The organism is Rhizobacter koreensis, assembly GCF_013366375.1.
In the GTDB taxonomy this organism is placed as follows: Bacteria; Pseudomonadota; Gammaproteobacteria; order Burkholderiales; family Burkholderiaceae_C; genus Schlegelella_A; species Schlegelella_A koreensis.
On record NZ_JABWMJ010000008.1, the window covers coordinates 1 to 16692 of the forward strand.

General features: G+C 71.4%; 16 protein-coding genes. 1 reads left to right on the plus strand and 15 read right to left on the minus strand.

The annotated features are described in order from the left end of the window. Positions 1-88: 88 nt before the first annotated feature. Entirely contained in the window at positions 89-2395 is a 2307-nt protein-coding gene (locus tag HQN59_RS16515) for a coiled-coil domain-containing protein (RefSeq protein ID WP_176070234.1), read from the plus strand. Positions 2396-2665: 270 nt separating this feature from the next. Here HQN59_RS16515 and HQN59_RS16520 read toward each other — a convergent pair whose 3' ends face one another. The 15 genes from HQN59_RS16520 to HQN59_RS16590 all read right to left on the minus strand — a co-directional run bounded on the left by HQN59_RS16520 (position 2666) and on the right by HQN59_RS16590 (position 16661). Next, positions 2666-4228, minus strand: coding sequence for a hypothetical protein (locus HQN59_RS16520; protein ID WP_176070235.1), 1563 nt, complete (start codon positions 4226-4228; stop codon positions 2666-2668). A 127-nt stretch (positions 4229-4355) separates the two neighbouring features. Further along, on the minus strand, positions 4356-5012 hold the full coding sequence (locus tag HQN59_RS16525) for a 2'-5' RNA ligase family protein (RefSeq protein WP_176070236.1): 657 nt from the start codon (positions 5010-5012) through the stop codon (positions 4356-4358). Further along, positions 5009-5560 carry a histidine phosphatase family protein gene (locus tag HQN59_RS16530; protein WP_176070237.1) on the minus strand — a complete coding sequence of 184 codons (552 nt, stop codon included), beginning with the start codon at positions 5558-5560 and terminating at the stop codon, positions 5009-5011. The genes HQN59_RS16525 and HQN59_RS16530 overlap by 4 nt, the downstream gene beginning before the upstream one ends. After that, positions 5557-6348 (minus strand): adenosylcobinamide-GDP ribazoletransferase, encoded by a 792-nt coding sequence (gene cobS / locus HQN59_RS16535; protein WP_246294975.1) that lies wholly within the window; start codon positions 6346-6348, stop codon positions 5557-5559. The genes HQN59_RS16530 and cobS overlap by 4 nt, the downstream gene beginning before the upstream one ends. Continuing rightward, positions 6345-7403 carry a nicotinate-nucleotide--dimethylbenzimidazole phosphoribosyltransferase gene (gene cobT, locus HQN59_RS16540; protein WP_176070238.1) on the minus strand — a complete coding sequence of 353 codons (1059 nt, stop codon included), beginning with the start codon at positions 7401-7403 and terminating at the stop codon, positions 6345-6347. The genes cobS and cobT overlap by 4 nt, the downstream gene beginning before the upstream one ends. A 3-nt stretch (positions 7404-7406) precedes the next feature. Then, complete coding sequence (locus tag HQN59_RS16545; RefSeq protein WP_176070239.1) at positions 7407-8951, minus strand: cobyric acid synthase; 1545 nt, start codon at positions 8949-8951, stop codon at positions 7407-7409. Further along, entirely contained in the window at positions 8948-10048 is a 1101-nt protein-coding gene (locus HQN59_RS16550) for an aminotransferase class I/II-fold pyridoxal phosphate-dependent enzyme (RefSeq protein ID WP_342451230.1), read from the minus strand. The genes HQN59_RS16545 and HQN59_RS16550 overlap by 4 nt, the downstream gene beginning before the upstream one ends. After that, on the minus strand, positions 10045-10989 hold the full coding sequence (gene cbiB / locus HQN59_RS16555; protein ID WP_176070240.1) for an adenosylcobinamide-phosphate synthase CbiB: 945 nt from the start codon (positions 10987-10989) through the stop codon (positions 10045-10047). Before cbiB ends, HQN59_RS16550 begins: the two co-directional genes overlap by 4 nt. Next, positions 10986-11159, minus strand: coding sequence for a hypothetical protein (locus tag HQN59_RS16560; RefSeq protein ID WP_176070241.1), 174 nt, complete (start codon positions 11157-11159; stop codon positions 10986-10988). Before HQN59_RS16560 ends, cbiB begins: the two co-directional genes overlap by 4 nt. Before the next feature lie 55 nt (positions 11160-11214). Then, on the minus strand, positions 11215-11781 hold the full coding sequence (cobO, locus tag HQN59_RS16565) for a cob(I)yrinic acid a,c-diamide adenosyltransferase (RefSeq protein WP_176070242.1): 567 nt from the start codon (positions 11779-11781) through the stop codon (positions 11215-11217). A gap of 31 nt (positions 11782-11812) precedes the next feature. After that, complete coding sequence (locus tag HQN59_RS16570; protein ID WP_176070243.1) at positions 11813-12616, minus strand: ABC transporter ATP-binding protein; 804 nt, start codon at positions 12614-12616, stop codon at positions 11813-11815. Continuing rightward, a complete protein-coding gene (locus HQN59_RS16575) occupies positions 12613-13677 on the minus strand; it encodes a FecCD family ABC transporter permease (RefSeq protein WP_176070244.1) in 1065 nt (354 codons plus the stop codon). The genes HQN59_RS16570 and HQN59_RS16575 overlap by 4 nt, the downstream gene beginning before the upstream one ends. A gap of 10 nt (positions 13678-13687) precedes the next feature. After that, on the minus strand, positions 13688-14659 hold the full coding sequence (locus HQN59_RS16580; protein ID WP_342451231.1) for an ABC transporter substrate-binding protein: 972 nt from the start codon (positions 14657-14659) through the stop codon (positions 13688-13690). Further along, positions 14656-15237, minus strand: a complete 582-nt coding sequence (locus HQN59_RS16585) for a bifunctional adenosylcobinamide kinase/adenosylcobinamide-phosphate guanylyltransferase (protein ID WP_176070245.1) — start codon at positions 15235-15237, stop codon at positions 14656-14658. Before HQN59_RS16585 ends, HQN59_RS16580 begins: the two co-directional genes overlap by 4 nt. Beyond that, complete coding sequence (locus HQN59_RS16590) at positions 15234-16661, minus strand: cobyrinic acid a,c-diamide synthase CobB (protein WP_176070246.1); 1428 nt, start codon at positions 16659-16661, stop codon at positions 15234-15236. The genes HQN59_RS16585 and HQN59_RS16590 overlap by 4 nt, the downstream gene beginning before the upstream one ends. Between the last annotated feature and the right edge of the window lie 31 nt (positions 16662-16692).

The following is a 16692-nucleotide window of genomic DNA, read 5'->3' on the forward strand; positions in this document are numbered from 1 at the left end:
CCTCGGGCATGAACAACTGTAGGTCGTGGCGTCGAGCGAGCCAACTCTGTTGACACTCGCGAATGCAACCTAACATCCCTACCTGACCATGCCGTCGCGGGCGGCGCAGGCCGGGCCGGGCGGTTTCTCGTACTACGACCAGGTCTGTCTGCCCGAGAACGAGAAGGACCTGCACTGGGCCCACGCCGGGCGCTGCTACCGCTCGCAGGTGGTCATCCGCATGAACGGCCGCACCGCAAGCCGTCGCAGGACCGAGGCCTATCTGCTGACGCTGGATGACGCCGGCACGTGGTCTCCGGCCGCACTGCCCGACGGCACCGTCTCCGATGGCAAGGTCGAGACCTATGCGCGATGCGTAGAGGCCATCTGCGGGCCGGCGGACACCTTCTTCACATCGGTCTTCTCGGCACAAGGGAAGCGGCAGCTCAGCACCTACCGCAATGGCGAGATCAAGGCCCTGCTGGCCGATCTGCTGGGGCAGGAGGACATCCGAGCGCTCGGTCAGAAGGCGGGCGAGACGGCGCGGCAGCTGAAGGCGGCGCTGGCGGCGTTGCGCGCCGAGGGAGCCGCGTTCGATGCCGAGCGCCGGCGGTCGGAGGAAGACGCTCGTCGATGGCTGGGCGCGGACGAGAGGGTCAAGGCGGCGCAAGCCAGCCGGCAGGCAGCCCACGAACAACTGGAGACTGCGCGAACGCACGAGGTGTCATTGATGGCCCTGCAGGAGCAGGCGAAGGCTGTCGAGAGCCGGCGAGCGCAGTTGATGGAGGAACTGGCCGGCGCCCGTGCCGTGGGTGATCGCACCCTGCAGGACCTGCGCGCGCAGGATCGGGAGGCAACGGATCGGCTCGCACGGCTCGACAGCGGTGTGGCGCAGCGTGTCGCGCAGGCCATGGCGCAGCGCGAACGACTGGAGGGCCGCATCCATTCCCTGCAACGGGTGCTGGCGGACTGGGCCGTGGTGGCCCGAGCCGGACGCCGTCTGCCGCTGGCTACAGAGGTGGCGCGTCGTCGCGAGGACCGCGTGCAGTCGCTTCGCGATGCCGTCCAGGACCTTGCGCGTCGTCGCGATGCTGTCGCAGGACTCGGGCAGCGGTTGGCATCGCTCGAGCGCGAGGCGGGGCAGGCGGCGCTCCAGGCGGAGGACCTGAGTCGCCGCCTGGCCCTGAGCGACCGGGTGCCCTGCAGCGGCATGACCATGCAGGGGCAATGCACCCTGCTGTCGGACGCACGCGAAGCGGCCGCGCTGGCGCCAAGCGCCCAGCAGCGCATCCGTCAACTCGCTGTGGAGCGGGACAGTCTTCGGCTTGAACTGCAAGCCCTGCAAGAGGCGGTGAGCCTCGACGTCGGCGCACCGAAGAGCCTGAGCCGGGCCGAGTGCCAGTCGAGGCGAGCCCTGGCCCGTCAGACGGCCTATGCCGCCTTGGCGGCGCGCAGGGCGGAGATGGGCCAGGCGCGCGCGGGTCTTGTCGAAGCGGAGGACGAACTCGCCGCTCTTTCCTCCGCTCCAGACCCGTCGGCCGGGGCGGACATCGCGATCGACACCGACTCCGAAGCGGCCGAGCGCCAGCAGATCATCGCCAGCCGGATGCGCGTTGCCGAGCGTGTCTCGTTGCTGGAAACTCAGACACAGACGGCCATCGAGCGAATCCAGACGGCGATCGACGCGCTGCCGTCGCCGCTGGACGCCGCGCTGCTCGCACAGGCCCGAGCCCAGGTGGAGCGCTGGCAGGGTGTCCTGGACGAGGCGGAGCGCTCGTATCTGGTCGCTGTCCGCGACGCGCAGGCGCTTGCCGCGCTGTCGGCCCAGATGGAGGAGCATGGCCGGAGGCGCGACGCAGCCGTGGCCCGCACGGCACGGGTGGAGCAGGAACTCGCCAACTGGCTGCTGTTCGCCCGCTGCATGGGCAACGATGGCCTGATCGCGCTGGCCATCGACGATGCAGGGCCGACCTTGTCCGGCCTGGTGAACGACCTGCTGCTGGCCTGTTATGGCCCGCGCTTCACCGTGGCCATCGAGACCTTGCAGGAGACGGCCAAGGGCGAGCAGCGCGAGGGCTTCGACATCCGCGTCTGCGACGCAGAGTCGGGCGAGGACAAGAGCGTCACGGCGATGAGCGGCGGCGAGAGGGTCTGGATCAACGAGTGCCTTGTGCGGGCCGTGGCGCTGTACCTGGCGCAGAACACCGGGCGGCGCTACGACACCCTGTTCTCCGACGAGACCGATGGACCGCTGGACCCGGAGCGCAAGCGCATGTTCATGGCGATGAAGCGGCGAGTGCTGGAACTGGGTGGCTACGCGCGAGAGTTCTTCGTGTCGCAGACACCGGAGTTGACGGCGATGGCGGATGCGGTGATCGATCTCGAAGCGATAAGCGCGGCGCGGTGTCCTGGGTGATCGGCCTCCGCCGTGCCACGTTAAGCCACGTCCTGCCAAGTGGACTTATCAGGACGTCATTTCGCGATGCTAATTATCTGAGGGGCAACGTCGCCGCTCATGCAACCAATGTTGATGCCACCCTGCAACCAAGTTTGATGCTTGGCCCGGGGACCGCGGCGCTCAACTTTCCACACTACGCCGATTCACTCGGCACAGCAACGTCGCCAACGTCGGGTGGCGGGCGTTCGTCGCTGCGCTTCATCGGCTTCAGCCGGCGCATCAGGTTCGTCAGCGTCGCGAGCGCTGGCCGGATGCCAAGTGCTCGCGGGCGAGGTTGCCGAACATCCAGGCCCGCTTCCAGAAGCCGTGGGCCTGCAGTTCCAGACTGACCTGCGCCTCGTACCCCGGATGAGAATCCGGACGCAGCGGCAACGGGTTGGACGTCAGCTTGGTTGGCCTGGGATGTTCCTGTGGGAACTGCTTGCGGTGCTGCCGAACGGCCGCTCTCAGTGCGTCGACGGCCTCACGAGCCGTGGCACCGAAGCCTTGGATCCTGACCTCGCAGGCCCTGGCCGCGAAGCCGCCCTCCCACGGGAAGACCCAGAACCGCGGCGTGCCGGCGACGCCCAGCAGCCGGTGGCGCTTGGGCGGCGCGATCTCTGGTTTTGCCGATGCGCACACGCCCCAGCCGCCGTGCGCCGACCAGGTGAGGCACGGGCCGCTGCAAGATACGAGCAGATTCGCCGCCCTTTGCTGTTGGGCCGCGGACCAGGTGGCCCGCCGCTCGGCCTTGCTCGCGCGCGGCAGCGTCCAGTCGATCCTTGATGTCGCGGGCGCGCTGACGAAGCGCAGGTGTTCGCCGACGACCGCTGCCGCCCAGGTCACCTGGTACGGCGGCGGGGCGCTGAACCACAGGGCCGTTCCGCTCGGCTTGAGCTGGTCAATGTAGGCTGAAGAGGAGCCTCCAGCAGGGCCGTACTGCTCGATCGCCGCGTTCCAGTCGGCGAAGCCGGTCGCGGCCGCGTGGATGGCGAGCCTCTGTGCTCGTCGCCAAGCGTGCGTGATCGCAGAGCAGGCCGCTTGCCTGCGCACCCAGGCCAACCATGCGGCCCGCGACTCGGGTGGCCACGCATTTCCGCCGTCGAGGGCGCCTTGGACCAGCCCGTCCCGGACTGCTCGGTTCGCACCGGTCCGCGGATCACGATAGGGCCATCGCCGCAGGCCGGCATGGGCCTCCATGCACTCGGTGAACAACAGGTCGGCGAACGCCACCAGTGCCCCGTGCTGGTCGCACATCCTGGCGCCCATCTGCAGGGGATCGGGATTCAGCATGAAGTCGATCGCGTGAGCCTCGGTGCCCCGAGCCACATGCCGCCTGATGTGGCGTGCCAACGCCCGGTAGATGGTCGTCGCGTCGTCGGTCGACCAGTACGGGCTGTGACTGCGGCGGCTCGTCGCTGCAGATCGGACACCGGTGGCAGGGCGAGGCTCTGCGCCGGCCCGCTCGATCGTCGACAACGAAGCTGCGCTGAAGCTCGCCGGTAACGGCAGACTGTCGGTCACCCGATGCGGGCCAGGGGTGCCCAGTCCAAGTTCGGCACACCATGCGTGGACCGACTCCAGGAACAACTCGTCGTGTGCCTGCTGGCGGTGCCTGTCGGCCGGAAACGGCCGCACAACGCCCGTCAACCGCTCCATCCATGCTGCGATCACCGATATCGGCGCCACCTCATCGTGTCGCAGCGTCGGACGCCGGCATGTCTGGCGGGTGACGAACGCCATTCGGCCACACCGGCAATAGCCCGGGTTCAGCTGGCTCAGGACGACGAGGTCGCCGCTGAAGGGGTCCACTTGACTTCGGTGCAAAAGGTGACGGTTCGCACCCGTCCGCGGAGCGAGCGCTGGCGCGTGGCGCGATGCTCGCGAAGGAACGGCTCGGTCCGGCGTGACGCTCACGCTGCATCCCCTTGGGCGGTGGTCAGATTGTGCGCGTCTCGTGGGCCGCTGTGCGTGGCGCTAGGGTGAGTTGCCGATCCGTGCGCAATGTCTCGCCGATGTGGCGGCTGTCGAAGCTCATCCAATCGAGTACGCCGACTTCCAGATCGATCGCCGGCAGGGATGCCAGCGGCTGCAGCCGCCGTTCGATCTCGGCCATCGGCCATGCACCGGCATACAAGCCGGCTGTGACGTGGGGCACGAACGGTGTGGCGTCGAACGAGGGCGCGCTGCTGCGGCAGGCATCGCGCAGGCGTGCCAGGCTGCCGCAGTCGTCGTGCACTGCAAGGCAGGCCGCCGACGAGAAGCTGAACGCCCCGGCAATGCGCAGCCGGAACGGTTCGAGCCGCAGCGCCTGCATCGCTTCGACCTGCCGCTGCAGTTGATGCGGGGTGAAGTCGTCGGGTTGACGCCATTCGTCTGCCACGAACCCACAGATGTGCACCGTGACGTGCGCTTGACGCGCGTAGCCGGGCAGCAGCAGCGGCTCGAGCGCGGCACGGACATGTTCGAGCCGCTGCTCGACCTCGACGTGATCGACCGCAATGGCCCACACCGAGAAGCGTGGTCGCCCGCGGTGCCACTCGGAGAAGTCCCGCGCTTCGCTCGGGAGCGTGAACGCTTGCGTCGGGTCTGTCACCGCAGCGGCCAGGGCAGGGGCACCTCGTTGCAAGTCGCATGCTTCGGCGCCGGGGGCCAGCGGTCGCTGAGGGGAGCTCCGGATCCGTGCTGCAGCCATGCGGCCGCCGACAGCCATCCGCCATGGGTGACGAGGATGCGTGCGGAACCCGGATCGAACGCGCGCACGCGCAGCAGGAGTGCGTCCACGGACTCACCCCCGCCCGGCGCATGTGACCCGAACGCGGCGCACCAGGCATCGAACTCCGCGCGTGGCACATCGTTCCAGCGCAGCCCGTCCCATCGGCCGAAGTCGAGTTCGCCCAGGGCGACATCCAGCCGGTGAACCCATCCCCAGCGGGCCAGGATGCGTCCGACGACCACGCTGCGCTGCAAGGGCGATGTGACGACGATGCGGGGCAGCCCGCGCCGGCGAGCTGCCGCCCGGATGCGGTGGGCCAGCCGCTTGGCGCGGCGACGATCGACCGGCAGGTCGGTACGCCCGATGCAGCGACCTTCGGCACCCTCGGCCCGCGGATGGCGCCAGGCCAGCAGCAGGCTGGCGGTCATCGAGGCCACGCCGCCATCGCCAGCAACACCGCCACTTCGCCAAGCTGTTCCGCCGCGCCCAGGGTGTCGCCCGTGTAGCCCTGCAGCCGGCGCTGCAGCACGGCGCGCATGCCGCTGAAGAGCAGCAGGATCAGGACCACGGCGATGCCGCCCGACAGCCACGGCGCCGGCTGCAGGGCCGCGACACCGCCCAGCAGCAGGGCGCCGGTGGCCACGGCCCACCCGACATCAGCGGCGCTCGCGTCCCGGGTCAACGCAGGGGTCTTGGCCTGGGCTTGCTCGCCCGCGTAGGGCAGCGTGCCCATCAGCGCGACGGCCAGCGCACGTCCTGCGGCGTGGCTGGCGACGAGCGCGGCCGCGGCAGCCAATACACCCTGGGACAGCAATGCCGCCGCCAGCAGCACGCGCAGCAGCAGCACCAGCCCCAGCGCCGCGGCGCCATAGGTGCCGATACGCGAGTCCTTCATGATCGCCAACGCCTTCTCGCGCGAGGCGGCGCCCAGCAGCGCGTCGCAGGTGTCTACCAGGCCGTCCTCGTGGAGGGCCACGGTCAGCCACACGGTGGACACGACCGCCAGCGCGGCGGCCACCGCCGGTGACCACAGGTGACGGGTAGCCAGCAGGACGCCGGCCCCGACCGTCCCGACGAGCGCACCCACCAGCGGAAAGTGCCGCACGGCGCGGCGCATCAGATCGGCGTCGAAACCGACCCACGCCGGCACCGGCACGCGCGTCAGGAACTGCAGCGCCAGCAGGAACAGGCGCAGTTCGCGCACCATCATCGTCATGACGTGCGCTGGCTGACCCCGGCCGAGGCGAAGCTCGCCATCTCCGCCAGCACGCGGCAGGCGGATTCGAGCAGTGGCCACGCCAGCGCGGCGCCCGAGCCCTCTCCGAGCCGCAGGTCCAGGTCCAGCAGAGCCTGCACGCCCAGGTGCTTCAGCCAGCGGCTGTGCCCGGTCTCCTGCGAGCAGTGCGCGAAGACGCAATGTGCGAGCACCGCCGGCTGCAATGCCGCCGCGACCGCCACCGCGGCCGTCGTGATGAAGCCGTCGACCACGACCACGCGCCCGCTGGCCGCTGCCTGCTGCACCGCCCCGACCATGGTGGCGATCTCCAGGCCGCCGAGCGCGGCCAGGGCCTGCAGCGGGTGCGTGGCCTGGGCGTTGGCCGCCAGCGCCTCGGCCAGCACCGCGCGCTTGGCGGCGAGCCCCGCATCGTCCAGGCCGGTCCCGCGCCCGGTGCAGGCCCCCAGCGGTTCGCCGGTCAGGCGGACCATCAGCAGGGCCGCTGCCGAGGTGTTGGCAATGCCCATCTCGCCCAGCAGCAGCACGTTGCCGGGCAGCCCCGCGACGAGGCGCCGGCCCTGCGCGATGGCCGTGCGGCATTGCGTGTCGCTCATCGCCGGGCCTCGGCTGGCATCGGCGGTGCCACGCTCGGCGCCGGGCACCTTCAGCCGGGCCAGCATCGGATGCGGCTCGAACTCGGCGGCGACGCCGCAGTCGGCCACCGTCAAGGCAAGACCGTGCTGCCGTGCGAGCACGGAGACGGCCGCGCCCCCGGCCAGAAAGTTCAGCACCATCTGCCTCGTCACCTCGGCCGGATAGGCCGACACGCCGCGCGCGGCCATGCCGTGGTCAGCGGCGAACACCACCATCTGTGGCGCGTGCAGCGCGGGTTGGTCGGTACCGAGCGCGACCGCGAGCTGCACCGTCAGCGATTCGAGCCGGCCCAGGGCGCCCAGCGGCTTGGTCTTGGCATCGAGTTGCGACTGCACGCGCAGGCGCAGTGCGTCGCGATCACCGGTTGGCAGCGGCAGTGTCGTTTCGAGGTCAGTATTCATGGCTCAGCAGTGGAACAGCGCGCGCAGCGTGGCCGCGCCGAGGTGGGTGTCGATGAAGTCGGCCAGGCCATCGAAGCTGGCGTCCAGTGTGCGGACCTGCTGGCCGAAGAGAGCGCGCAGCACCGCAGCGTCCTCGAACAGCCCATGGGTGGCGATGCCGAGCACGTTGTGCCGGTGCGGCTGCGCCGGGTCGCCGGCGGCCGACCAGCCGATCGGCTGGCCGTCGGCATCGTGCAGGGCCGGCGTGGCGGCGAGGGCAGCGCCGTCCACGGGTTGCGTGCGCCCGCAGCGGATCTCGTAGGCGGGCCAGCGCTGCGATGAGAGCGCGTTCCAGGGGGCGACAGCCCGAGCGAGCTCCGCGAACTGCACCGGCGCCGCGCGCAGCCGCTTGGGTGCCGCGTAGTGCGTGGCCAGCGGCAGCAGACCCAGGCCCGGCAGGGGGCCATGGGCTTCGCCGTCCACGCCGTCGGGGTCGCCGAGTAAGGTGCCCAGCGCCTGCAGTCCGCCACAGATGCCCAGCACGGGCCGCCCGGCGCGCGCATGCTGCACGATCGCCCTGCCCAGGCCTTGCGCCTGCAGCCAGACCAGGTCACCGCTGACCTGCTTGGAGCCGGGCAGCACGATCCAGTCGGCGCCGTCGAGCTCGCCGACCGTGCGCACCCAGCGCACCGAGGCCACGGCCGCCAGCGGCTGGAACTCGTCGAGGTTGCTGAGGTGCGGCCAGGCGACGATGGCCACGCGCGGGCCTCCGGACGCGCCGCTCGCCGTGCCGTACAGCCCGTCTTCCTCCGGCAGGCCATGGTCGCGGAGCATCGGCAGCACGCCCAGCATCGGCACGCCGGTCAGGGCCTGCAGCCGTTGCGGCCCCGGCGCCAGCAGCGTGGCGTCGCCGCGGAACTTGTTGAGCACGAAGCCGGTGACGCTCCCGCGCAGGTCGTCGGGCAGCAGAGCCCAGGTGCCGTGCAGGTGGGCGAAGGCGCCGCCGCGGTCGATGTCGACCACCAGCAGCGCGCGCAGGGTGGAGATCTCGCTTGCCCAGCGTGCCGTGCCCAGGTTGACGTAGTCCTGCGGCGCGAGGTTGATCTCCGCGGGCGATCCGGCCCCCTCGATCACCAGCACCTCATGCCGGGCGGTCAGGCGCTCGAAGCTCGCTCGCGCAGCGGACGCGAGCCGGGCGCTGCGTTCCCTCCAGGGCATGCGCGACAGCGCGGCATCGACGCGGCCCTGCACGACCACCTGGCTGGCGGTGTCGCGCTCGGGCTTGAGCAGCACGGGGTTCATGTCCACGTGCGGCATCGCGCGTGCAGCCAGGGCCTGGAAGTACTGGGCCGAGCCGATCTCGCCGCATTCGCCTTCGAGTCCCGACGCCGACCTGTTCGCGTCCGGGGGCATGGACAACGGCACGACACGCGCGTTGTTGCTCATGTTCTGGGCCTTGAACGGCGCCACGTCCAGGCCCTCGCGCGCAGCCCAGCGGCACAGCGCGGTGGCCAGCAGGCTTTTTCCCGCCCCGCTGCTCGCACCCCAGACCATCAAGGCTGTCTTCATCCCGGTCGTCTCTCCGCCAGATCGAGCGCGTGCATGAACGCATCCTGGGCCGCCGGCGCCTGCACCGAGACGCGCCACCAGCCGGGCAGGCCGAACGACGACGTATCGCGCACGCCCACCTCGTGCTCGCGCAGCAGCGCCGGCTCGACCCAGATCCTCGGGCGCACGACCGCGTAGGGGGTCACGCTGGCCCGCACCTCGAAGCCGCGGGCGGACAGGCGCCGCAGCAGATCCGACTTCCAGCCGGCGAGCACGGCATGCGAGTCCGCCACCCAGGCCTGCGTCTCGGGCAGCGCCCAGGCCCGCAGCATCGCATCGGCGTGGGCCGACAGCGGCCAGGAGGGTGCAGCGGCCTGCAGGGCCTTGCGGCAGGCGGTCACGTCGTAGCCCGCCACGCCGTCCCCGCTGTCATGGGCTGGGGCCACGGCGTAGGCGCCGCGCACGCCGGTCAGCCCCAGTGCCTTGTTCGGGCTGTGCAGGACGAACACTGCATCGCGCCCGGATGCCGTCCACGCCGACGTTCCCTGCAGCCGCAGCGGCGCATACACCGCATCGAGTACGGCCGGAAAGCGGCGGGCATCCACATCGGGCGGGTCGCCATCCAGGCCCATCGGACTCGTCGGATCGGCGTACCAGCGCAGCGTGCAAGGCTGCCTACGGCAGGCGCTGCCTACGCGCTCCTCCCCCGACGCACCCTCGGCACCTTGCTCGCCTTCGACATGGCAGGCGCGCCCCCACGCGGCGGCGGCCACCGCGTAGTCACCGTAGGCCCACCGGGGCACCTGCACGGCACCGGGCCACAGCCGGCCGGTGACGGCGGTGATGCGCTGGATGAACTCGCTGGCGCTGGCCGCCAGCAGGATGCGTTCGGGCTCGACGCCATGCAGCGCTGCCAGGGCTTGCCGGACGGCCCTGGCAGCGGGGTCCGGATAGCGCGTGGCATCCGCCGCCTGCACGGCGGCCAGCGCCGTCGGGCACGGGCCCGCCGCGTTGGCACAGGTGGAGAAATCCCAGCGCGCGGCACCACGGGCATCGGCGCCGCCATGCACGCGCTGTTGGGCGTGTGGTGACGTGTGGCTCGTCGCGGGATGGCTCACCACGGCGCTGCCTTCATCAGCCCCGTCGCCGCCAGCAGCATCAACGTGCAGCCGACCGCCCGGCGAGCGGCCTGTCCTGCCACGACCAGGGCGCTGGCGATGGATGCGGCATCCGGCCTCGGCGCTCGTGCATTGAGCGTGTAGACGCCGGGCTTGCCGAGCCGGGCCCCGATGCGCAGTGCCATCGCCGCCATCGGCCAGCCACCGTTGGGCGACGGCGTCTGGTGTGCCTCGCGCGCGAGATGGGTGATGCTGGCCAGCCAGCTCATGCACCCGGCCGGCCGCCACAGCAGCGCCGCCGACAGACGCGCAGGTACGTAACCCAGGACATCGTCGGCACGTGCCGCCCACTTGCCGGCCCATTCCCAGCGGCCGCGGTAGCCCCACATCGAATCGAGCGTGTTCGCGGCGCGCCACGCCCAGGCCCCTGGCAGGCCGGCGACGATGAACCAGAACAGCGGTGCGACCAGCGAATCGTTGAAGTTCTCGGCCAGCGTCTCGATGGCGGTCTCGCGCACGCCACTCCCGTCGAGCTGGTTGACGTCGCGACTGCACAGGCGTGCCACCTGGGCGCGACCCTCGTCCAGGCCCCGCCCGAGGGCCATGTCGACGGCGCGCACCTCGTCCTCCAGCATCCGCCATGCAAAGGTCGGCTTCAGCACCAGGGTCAGGAGCGGAATGGCCGCCCCCGCGGGAACCGAGGACAAGGCTTGCTCGACGGCGAAGGCCGCTGCGGCGACCGATCCGACCAGCGCCAACCAGAACACCGTGCCGGCTGCGAACGCTGCCCGCGGCGCCCAAGCTCGAGCGCGAAGCCCCATCGGCGCAGCGATCCGACCGAACCACGCCACCGGATGCCAGGCGGAGCGCGGCTCACCGAAGAGCCGGTCTGCCATCCATGCCAGCAGCAAGGCGCCGCTCGCGTGTGTCCAGTCGGTCATCTGAGCTTTGTGGCGGCTGCGTGTCCTGCGGCGCGCTCCTCGGGGGTGCCGAAGCGGCGCCGCTGGATCTGCAGCATCACATCGTTCAGCGTGGCCTGCCCGACCATCATCGCCTTCCAGTGCGACAGGGGGTCGGCCAGGCTGCGGTACACGAGTTGCATCAGTTCCATGGCGGGTCCTTTCGTCGCTGAACGTCGATTGAGCGCCAGGTGCGCGCCGAGTCCGTCAATCCTCGATGCCGCGCTGGGCCGGCACGCCTTGCTGGTGGTGGTGCTTCACGAGCGCCATCTCGGTCACGGTGTCGGCCAGGTCGATCAGCTCCCGCGGTGCGTCGCGGCCCGTGAGCACCACGTGCACATGCGCGGGCCGCTCGCGCAGGCAGGCCAGCACGGGCTCCAGCGGCTGCCAGCCGTAGCGCAGCGGGTAGGTGATCTCGTCGAGCACGACGAGGAAGTGTTCGCCGGCACGGATGGTCGCCTCGGCGCGCGTCCAGCCGTCGCGGGCCAGCTGCGCGCTGTGCTCGAGGTCGCGGCTCTTCCAGCTGAAGCCGTCGCCCAGGCCCTCGATCGGGATGCCCAGCTGCTCGAACATGCGGTGCTCGCCGAAGCGGGCCGACGGCACCTTCATGAACTGGTAGATCTTCACCGGCTTGCCACGGCCGTGGGCGCGCAGCGCCAGGCCGAAGGCCGCCGTGCTCTTGCCTTTGCCGTGGCCGGTGTGCACGAGGATCAGGCCGCGGCGTTCGCCTTCGGCCTTGGGGCTGGGCGCGGTGGGGGGTGCGACGATGTCCATGATTCGGGTTCTCGGCGGGTTTGCGATGCGGTCAGCCCAGGTCCAGGGCCAGCGCCACGCGCGGGCGTCCGTGGGCATCGGACTCGATCCGGATGGCCCCGCCGAAGACCCGCACGAGCGCGGCCTGCACCGCCGGGTCGGTGGGTGGGCCATCGGCCTGCAGCGCGCCGGCATCCAGCACCAGCAGGCGATCGGCCTGCAGCGCGATCGGCAGGTCGTGCAGCACGCTGAGCACGGCGCGCGGCGCCGCGGGGGCGTGGGCCAGACTGCGGAACAGACGCGCCAGCGCCACCTGGTGCGGGGCATCGAGGTGGGTCGTGGGCTCGTCCAGCAGCAGCATCGGCGCCTCCGTGGCCAGCACGCGTGCCAACAGCACGCGCTGGCGCTCGCCGCCGGACAACTCGTGCAGCCGGCGGTGCTGCCACGGCATGCACTCGGTGAGCGCCATCGCATGGTCGACCGCCGTGCGGTCGGCAGCGCCCGGCGTGCCGAGCAGGCCGAGGCGGGCGATGCGGCCGAGCTCGACCGTCTCCCGCACGGTGAGCTCGCCGGTGACGTCGCCCTGCTGCGCCAGCCAGGCCAGCAGGCGTGCCCGGTCGGCGGGTGCCGTCCGGTGCACGTCCATGGGCGGCCCGGGCTCGTTCGTGCGAATGGTGACCTGCCCCGAGGCGACGGGCTGCAGGCCCGCGAGGGCGCGCAGCAGCGTCGACTTGCCGGCACCATTCGGACCGACGAGCGCCGTCCAGCCGACCCCGACCTCCAGGCTCACCCGCTGCAGCGCATCGCGCCGACCCAGGCGGACGGTCACGTCCTGCATGCGCAGCGTGGGAGTCATGTGCTCGTCCTCTGCTTGAGCAGCCACACCAGGTAGCCGCCGCCGAGCACGGCCGTCACCACGCCCACCGGCAGTTCCTCCGGGGCGATCAGCGAGCGCGAGATCACGTCGGCCCACAGCAGCACGGCGCCGCCCATGCCGGCGCTGGCCACCAGCAGCCAGGCATGCGTGCCCGGCGCATGGCGCCTGACGAGGTGCGGCGCCACCAGGCCGACGAAGGCCACGAGGCCGGCCTGCGACACCGCCAGCGCCGTGCCGAAGCTGAGCATCAGCACCAGGGCGAGCCGCACCCGCCCCAGGTGCAGGCCGAGGCTCGTGGCGCTGTCCTCGCCCAGCGTCAGGGCGTCCAGTGCCCGCGCGTGGCGGCGCGCCAGCAGCAGCAGCAGGCCCAGGCCGGTCAGCATCAGCGCCAGCGCGTTCCAGCCGAGAAAGCTCGTGCTGCCCAGCATGAAGGCCTGCTTGCCGCGCAGCGCATCGGGCGAGACGACGGTGATTAGGTCGCTGACGGCGCCCAGCAGCACGCCGATCACCACGCCGGCGAGCAGCAGGCGCAAGGTGTGTGCGGCGCCGCGTGCCAGCGACAGCGTCAGCGTGACCCCCACCAACGCACCGACGAAGGCGGCCGTGACGAGGCCGACGCGCTCGATCCAGGCCACGGTGGCCAGGCTGATGGTGGCGCCACCGAGCGCAGCCGCCGCGAGCACCAGCACGACGCCCAGTCCGGCGCCGGCCGCGCTGCCCAGCAGGTAGGGGTCGGCCAGCGGGTTGCGGAAGACGCCCTGCGCGATGGCCCCTGCCAGACCCAGCAGCGCACCCACCAGCGCCGCACCCAACGTGCGGGGGGCGCGGATCTGCCCGATCAGCAGGCCGGCGTCGGCACCGTTGAGATCCGTCCAGAAGGCTAGCGGAGAGAAGCCCGCCGAGCCCGTGGCCAGGCCGCAGGCCAGGCCCGCCACCACGGCCAGCACGATCCAGGCCGCGAGCCGGCGGCGCGCAGCAGCGTCGACCGTCGCGCCGGCATCGAGAGCTTGCGTGTCTGTACCGCTGAGTAGGGTGCTCATTCGGAGGTGCTCATCGGCTGTTTGCCGACCCCAGGCGTGCCAGACAGTCCGCCAGCAGGCCGGCGGCTTCGCCCATGCGCGGGCCGGGCCGGATCAGCATCTCGTACTGCGGCGTCTCGAAGCCGCAGAGCCGCCGGTCGCGCACGGCCGGCAGGGCATTCCAGCCCGGGCGGGCCACCAGGGCCGCCTGCTCGCGCTGCACGCCCATGATGAGATCGGGCTTCGCGCGCACGACGAACTCGGGGTTGAGCTTCGGGAACGGCCCGAGCTCCGGCGGCACGATGTTGCCCATGCCCAGTCGCGCCAGCGTCTCGCCGATGAACGACGTGGTGCCGGCGGCATAGGGACCGCCGCCGATCTCAAAGTAGACGCGCTGGCCGCGCAGTGCGCCGGGCACACGCGTGGCGGCGGCATCGATCTCGCGCATCAGCCCGGCCCAGACGCGGGCGCCTTCGTCCGGGTTGCCCAGCAGCCGCGCGACGAGGTCCAGGGTGCGGCGCACGTCGGCATGGCTCTCCGACTTGAGGCGCACGACGGTGAAGCCCAGCGCTTCCAGCCGCTCCATCGCACGCGACGACGTGGACGCCAGGATGAGGTCGGGCTTGAGGGCGGCGATCGCTTCGATCTGCGCATCGTCCAGCCCGCCCAGATGCGGCAGCTTGGCGATCTCGGCCGGCCAGTTCGAATAGCGGTCCACGCCGACCAGGCGGGAACCCACCCCCAGCACCCAGGCCGTCTCGGTGAGCGAAGGCAGCATGCTCACGATGCGCTGCGGTGGCGCGCTCAGGCGGTGCTCGGTCCCGCGGTCGTCCCGGACCTGGATCGGCTGCGCGGCCGCCCATGTAGGCACGAGCCACACACACGCGACCGCCAGCAGCCACCGTGCGCACAGGATCCACCGTGGCTGCGCGGGCCGGCGCGCGAAGCGCGGCGGGCTGGCCCAGACGGGGAGGGGCGGTGCCGTTGGTCGGAAGCGGATCAAGGTGCGTCCTTCACGGTGAGTTCGCAGCCGGCCACCATCAGGGTCACCCGCCCACACAGGCCGGCGACGGCCTGGTGGAGCAGGCCCAGCGTGTCGACGAAGTCGCGCGCCTCGCGCGACAACGGCAGCACGCCCAGGCCGATCTCGTTGGACACCAGCACCACGGGAGTGGGGCTGTCGCGCAGGGCCGCCAGCAGGGCCACGCGCTCGTGGTGCCAGAGCGCAGGCGAGGGGACGCGGCCGGCGGGGGGCATCAGCAGTTGGGTGAGCCACAGGGTCAGGCAGTCCACCACGATGAGCTGCCGCGGGTCGGCCAGCCGCTGCAGCGTGCTGCCCAGATCGTCGGCTGCCTCGATGGTCTGCAATCGGGGAACGCGTGCGGCCCGGTCGGCACGGTGCCGCGCGATGCGCTGGTCCATCTCGGCATCGCCGGTGACGGCGCCGGGCAGCGCCGTGGCCACGAGGGTGGCGCGCCGGTCGTCGCCCTCGGCCAGCCAGCGGGACGCGCGGGCTTCGGCGGTGCGCGACTTGCCGCTCTTGGCGCCGCCGAGGATGAGTTCGTGTCGTGAGGGATTCATGGCCTGGATGGTGAACCGGGCGCCGCGAAGACGGGCCTGTGATCGAACAGGCGGGCCGCGGCGGCTGGAGACGAAGGGAACCACGGGTGGAACCAGCTGGCCCGCAGAGAACCCTGCTCGTAGACCGCTTCGCCTTCGCCTTCGCCTGCGGCCGTTGACCGGCGCTGCGGCGTGGTGGACGCGGCTGGTCCCAGCGGCGTCTCGAACCGCGACCAGTGGAAGCTGTGGCCGCGCAGCGGCGGCACATCCTCCGGGGTGCCCGATTCGATCGCCAATGCGTGGGGGCCTAGCGCCGCCAGCCGGCGGCCCATCACGGCCGTGCCCGGCAGCAGGCCCCACAAAGCGTGCGATCGGCCGGCCGCATCGACGAGGCGCTCGGCCAGCGCCATCAGCCCACCGCACTCCGCCCACAGTGGCTTGCCGGCCTGAACATGCGCGGCGATCTGCGCGCGCAAGCCCACCAGCTCCGACAGCCGGGCTGCATGCAACTCAGGGTAGCCACCAGGCAGCCACACGGCGTCGCAGACCGGGAGGGGGTCGCCAGCCAAGGGCGAGAAGAACAGCAACTGCGCACCCAGGTCGCGCATCGTCTCGAGGTTGGCCGGGTAAATGAACGCAAAGGCAGCGTCGCGTGCGACGGCGACGCGTCGCCCTGCGAGGGGACGATGGTGCGTGCCGGTCCGGGCCGTCGAATCTGCGAGGGTTTGCGAGAGCGTTTCGGCGTTGGCGTCGCATACGCCACGCAGTGGCCAGCGCGGCCACTCTGCCAGGTCGCGACCGAGCGGCTGATTCGCCAGCGCGTCCGCCGCTGCGTCAAGCCGCGCCAGGGTGTCGCCGCCTTCTGCCGGCATCGTCAGGCCCAGGTGGCGTTCGGGCAGGACGATCGCGTCGTTGCGCGCCAGGTGACCCAGCCAAGGGCCGCCGTCGTCCTCCCTTGCCGGGTCCAGCGCGTCCCGCAACATGTCGGCGTGCCGTGCGCTGCCCACCCGGTTGGCGAAGACGCCCGCCCAGGGGAGCGCGGGTCGCCAATGGCGCAGGCCGTGGGCCAGCGCCGCAAAGGTGCCGGCCATCGCGCCGGCATCGATCACGGCCACGACGGGAATGTCGAAGCGCTGGGCCAGGTCCGCCGCGCTCGGATCGCCGTCGAAGAGCCCCATCACCCCTTCAATGACGACAAGGTCGGCCTCGCGGCTCGCCGCGGCAAGCCTCCTCGCACAGTCATCGGGTCCGTTGATCCACAGGTCCAGCGAGTCGACCGGGCGACCACTCGCCGCCTCCAGCCACATCGGATCGAGGAAGTCGGGTCCGCACTTGAAGCAGCACACGCGCCGACCCTGCCTCGCATGGAGACGCGCCAGTGCGGCCGCCACCGTGGTCTTGCCCTGACCGGAGGCCGGGGCAGCGATCAGCAGCGTGATGGCCATGGCGACGACTCACACAGCAATCTGCACGAGG

What these genes read in the sequence shown, in the direction of transcription:
- HQN59_RS16515 (WP_176070234.1), top strand. Translation starts at nt 89, where the DNA reads ATGCCGTCGCGGGCGGCGCAGGCCGGGCCGGGCGGTTTCTCGTACTAC.
- HQN59_RS16530 (WP_176070237.1), bottom strand. Translation starts at nt 5,560, where the DNA reads ATGACCGCCAGCCTGCTGCTGGCCTGGCGCCATCCGCGGGCCGAGGGT.
- cobS (WP_246294975.1), bottom strand. Translation starts at nt 6,348, where the DNA reads ATGACGATGATGGTGCGCGAACTGCGCCTGTTCCTGCTGGCGCTGCAG.
- cobT (WP_176070238.1), bottom strand. Translation starts at nt 7,403, where the DNA reads ATGAATACTGACCTCGAAACGACACTGCCGCTGCCAACCGGTGATCGC.
- HQN59_RS16545 (WP_176070239.1), bottom strand. Translation starts at nt 8,951, where the DNA reads ATGAAGACAGCCTTGATGGTCTGGGGTGCGAGCAGCGGGGCGGGAAAA.
- cbiB (WP_176070240.1), bottom strand. Translation starts at nt 10,989, where the DNA reads ATGACCGACTGGACACACGCGAGCGGCGCCTTGCTGCTGGCATGGATG.
- HQN59_RS16560 (WP_176070241.1), bottom strand. Translation starts at nt 11,159, where the DNA reads ATGGAACTGATGCAACTCGTGTACCGCAGCCTGGCCGACCCCCTGTCG.
- cobO (WP_176070242.1), bottom strand. Translation starts at nt 11,781, where the DNA reads ATGGACATCGTCGCACCCCCCACCGCGCCCAGCCCCAAGGCCGAAGGC.
- HQN59_RS16570 (WP_176070243.1), bottom strand. Translation starts at nt 12,616, where the DNA reads ATGACTCCCACGCTGCGCATGCAGGACGTGACCGTCCGCCTGGGTCGG.
- HQN59_RS16575 (WP_176070244.1), bottom strand. Translation starts at nt 13,677, where the DNA reads ATGAGCACCCTACTCAGCGGTACAGACACGCAAGCTCTCGATGCCGGC.
- HQN59_RS16585 (WP_176070245.1), bottom strand. Translation starts at nt 15,237, where the DNA reads ATGAATCCCTCACGACACGAACTCATCCTCGGCGGCGCCAAGAGCGGC.
- HQN59_RS16590 (WP_176070246.1), bottom strand. Translation starts at nt 16,661, where the DNA reads ATGGCCATCACGCTGCTGATCGCTGCCCCGGCCTCCGGTCAGGGCAAG.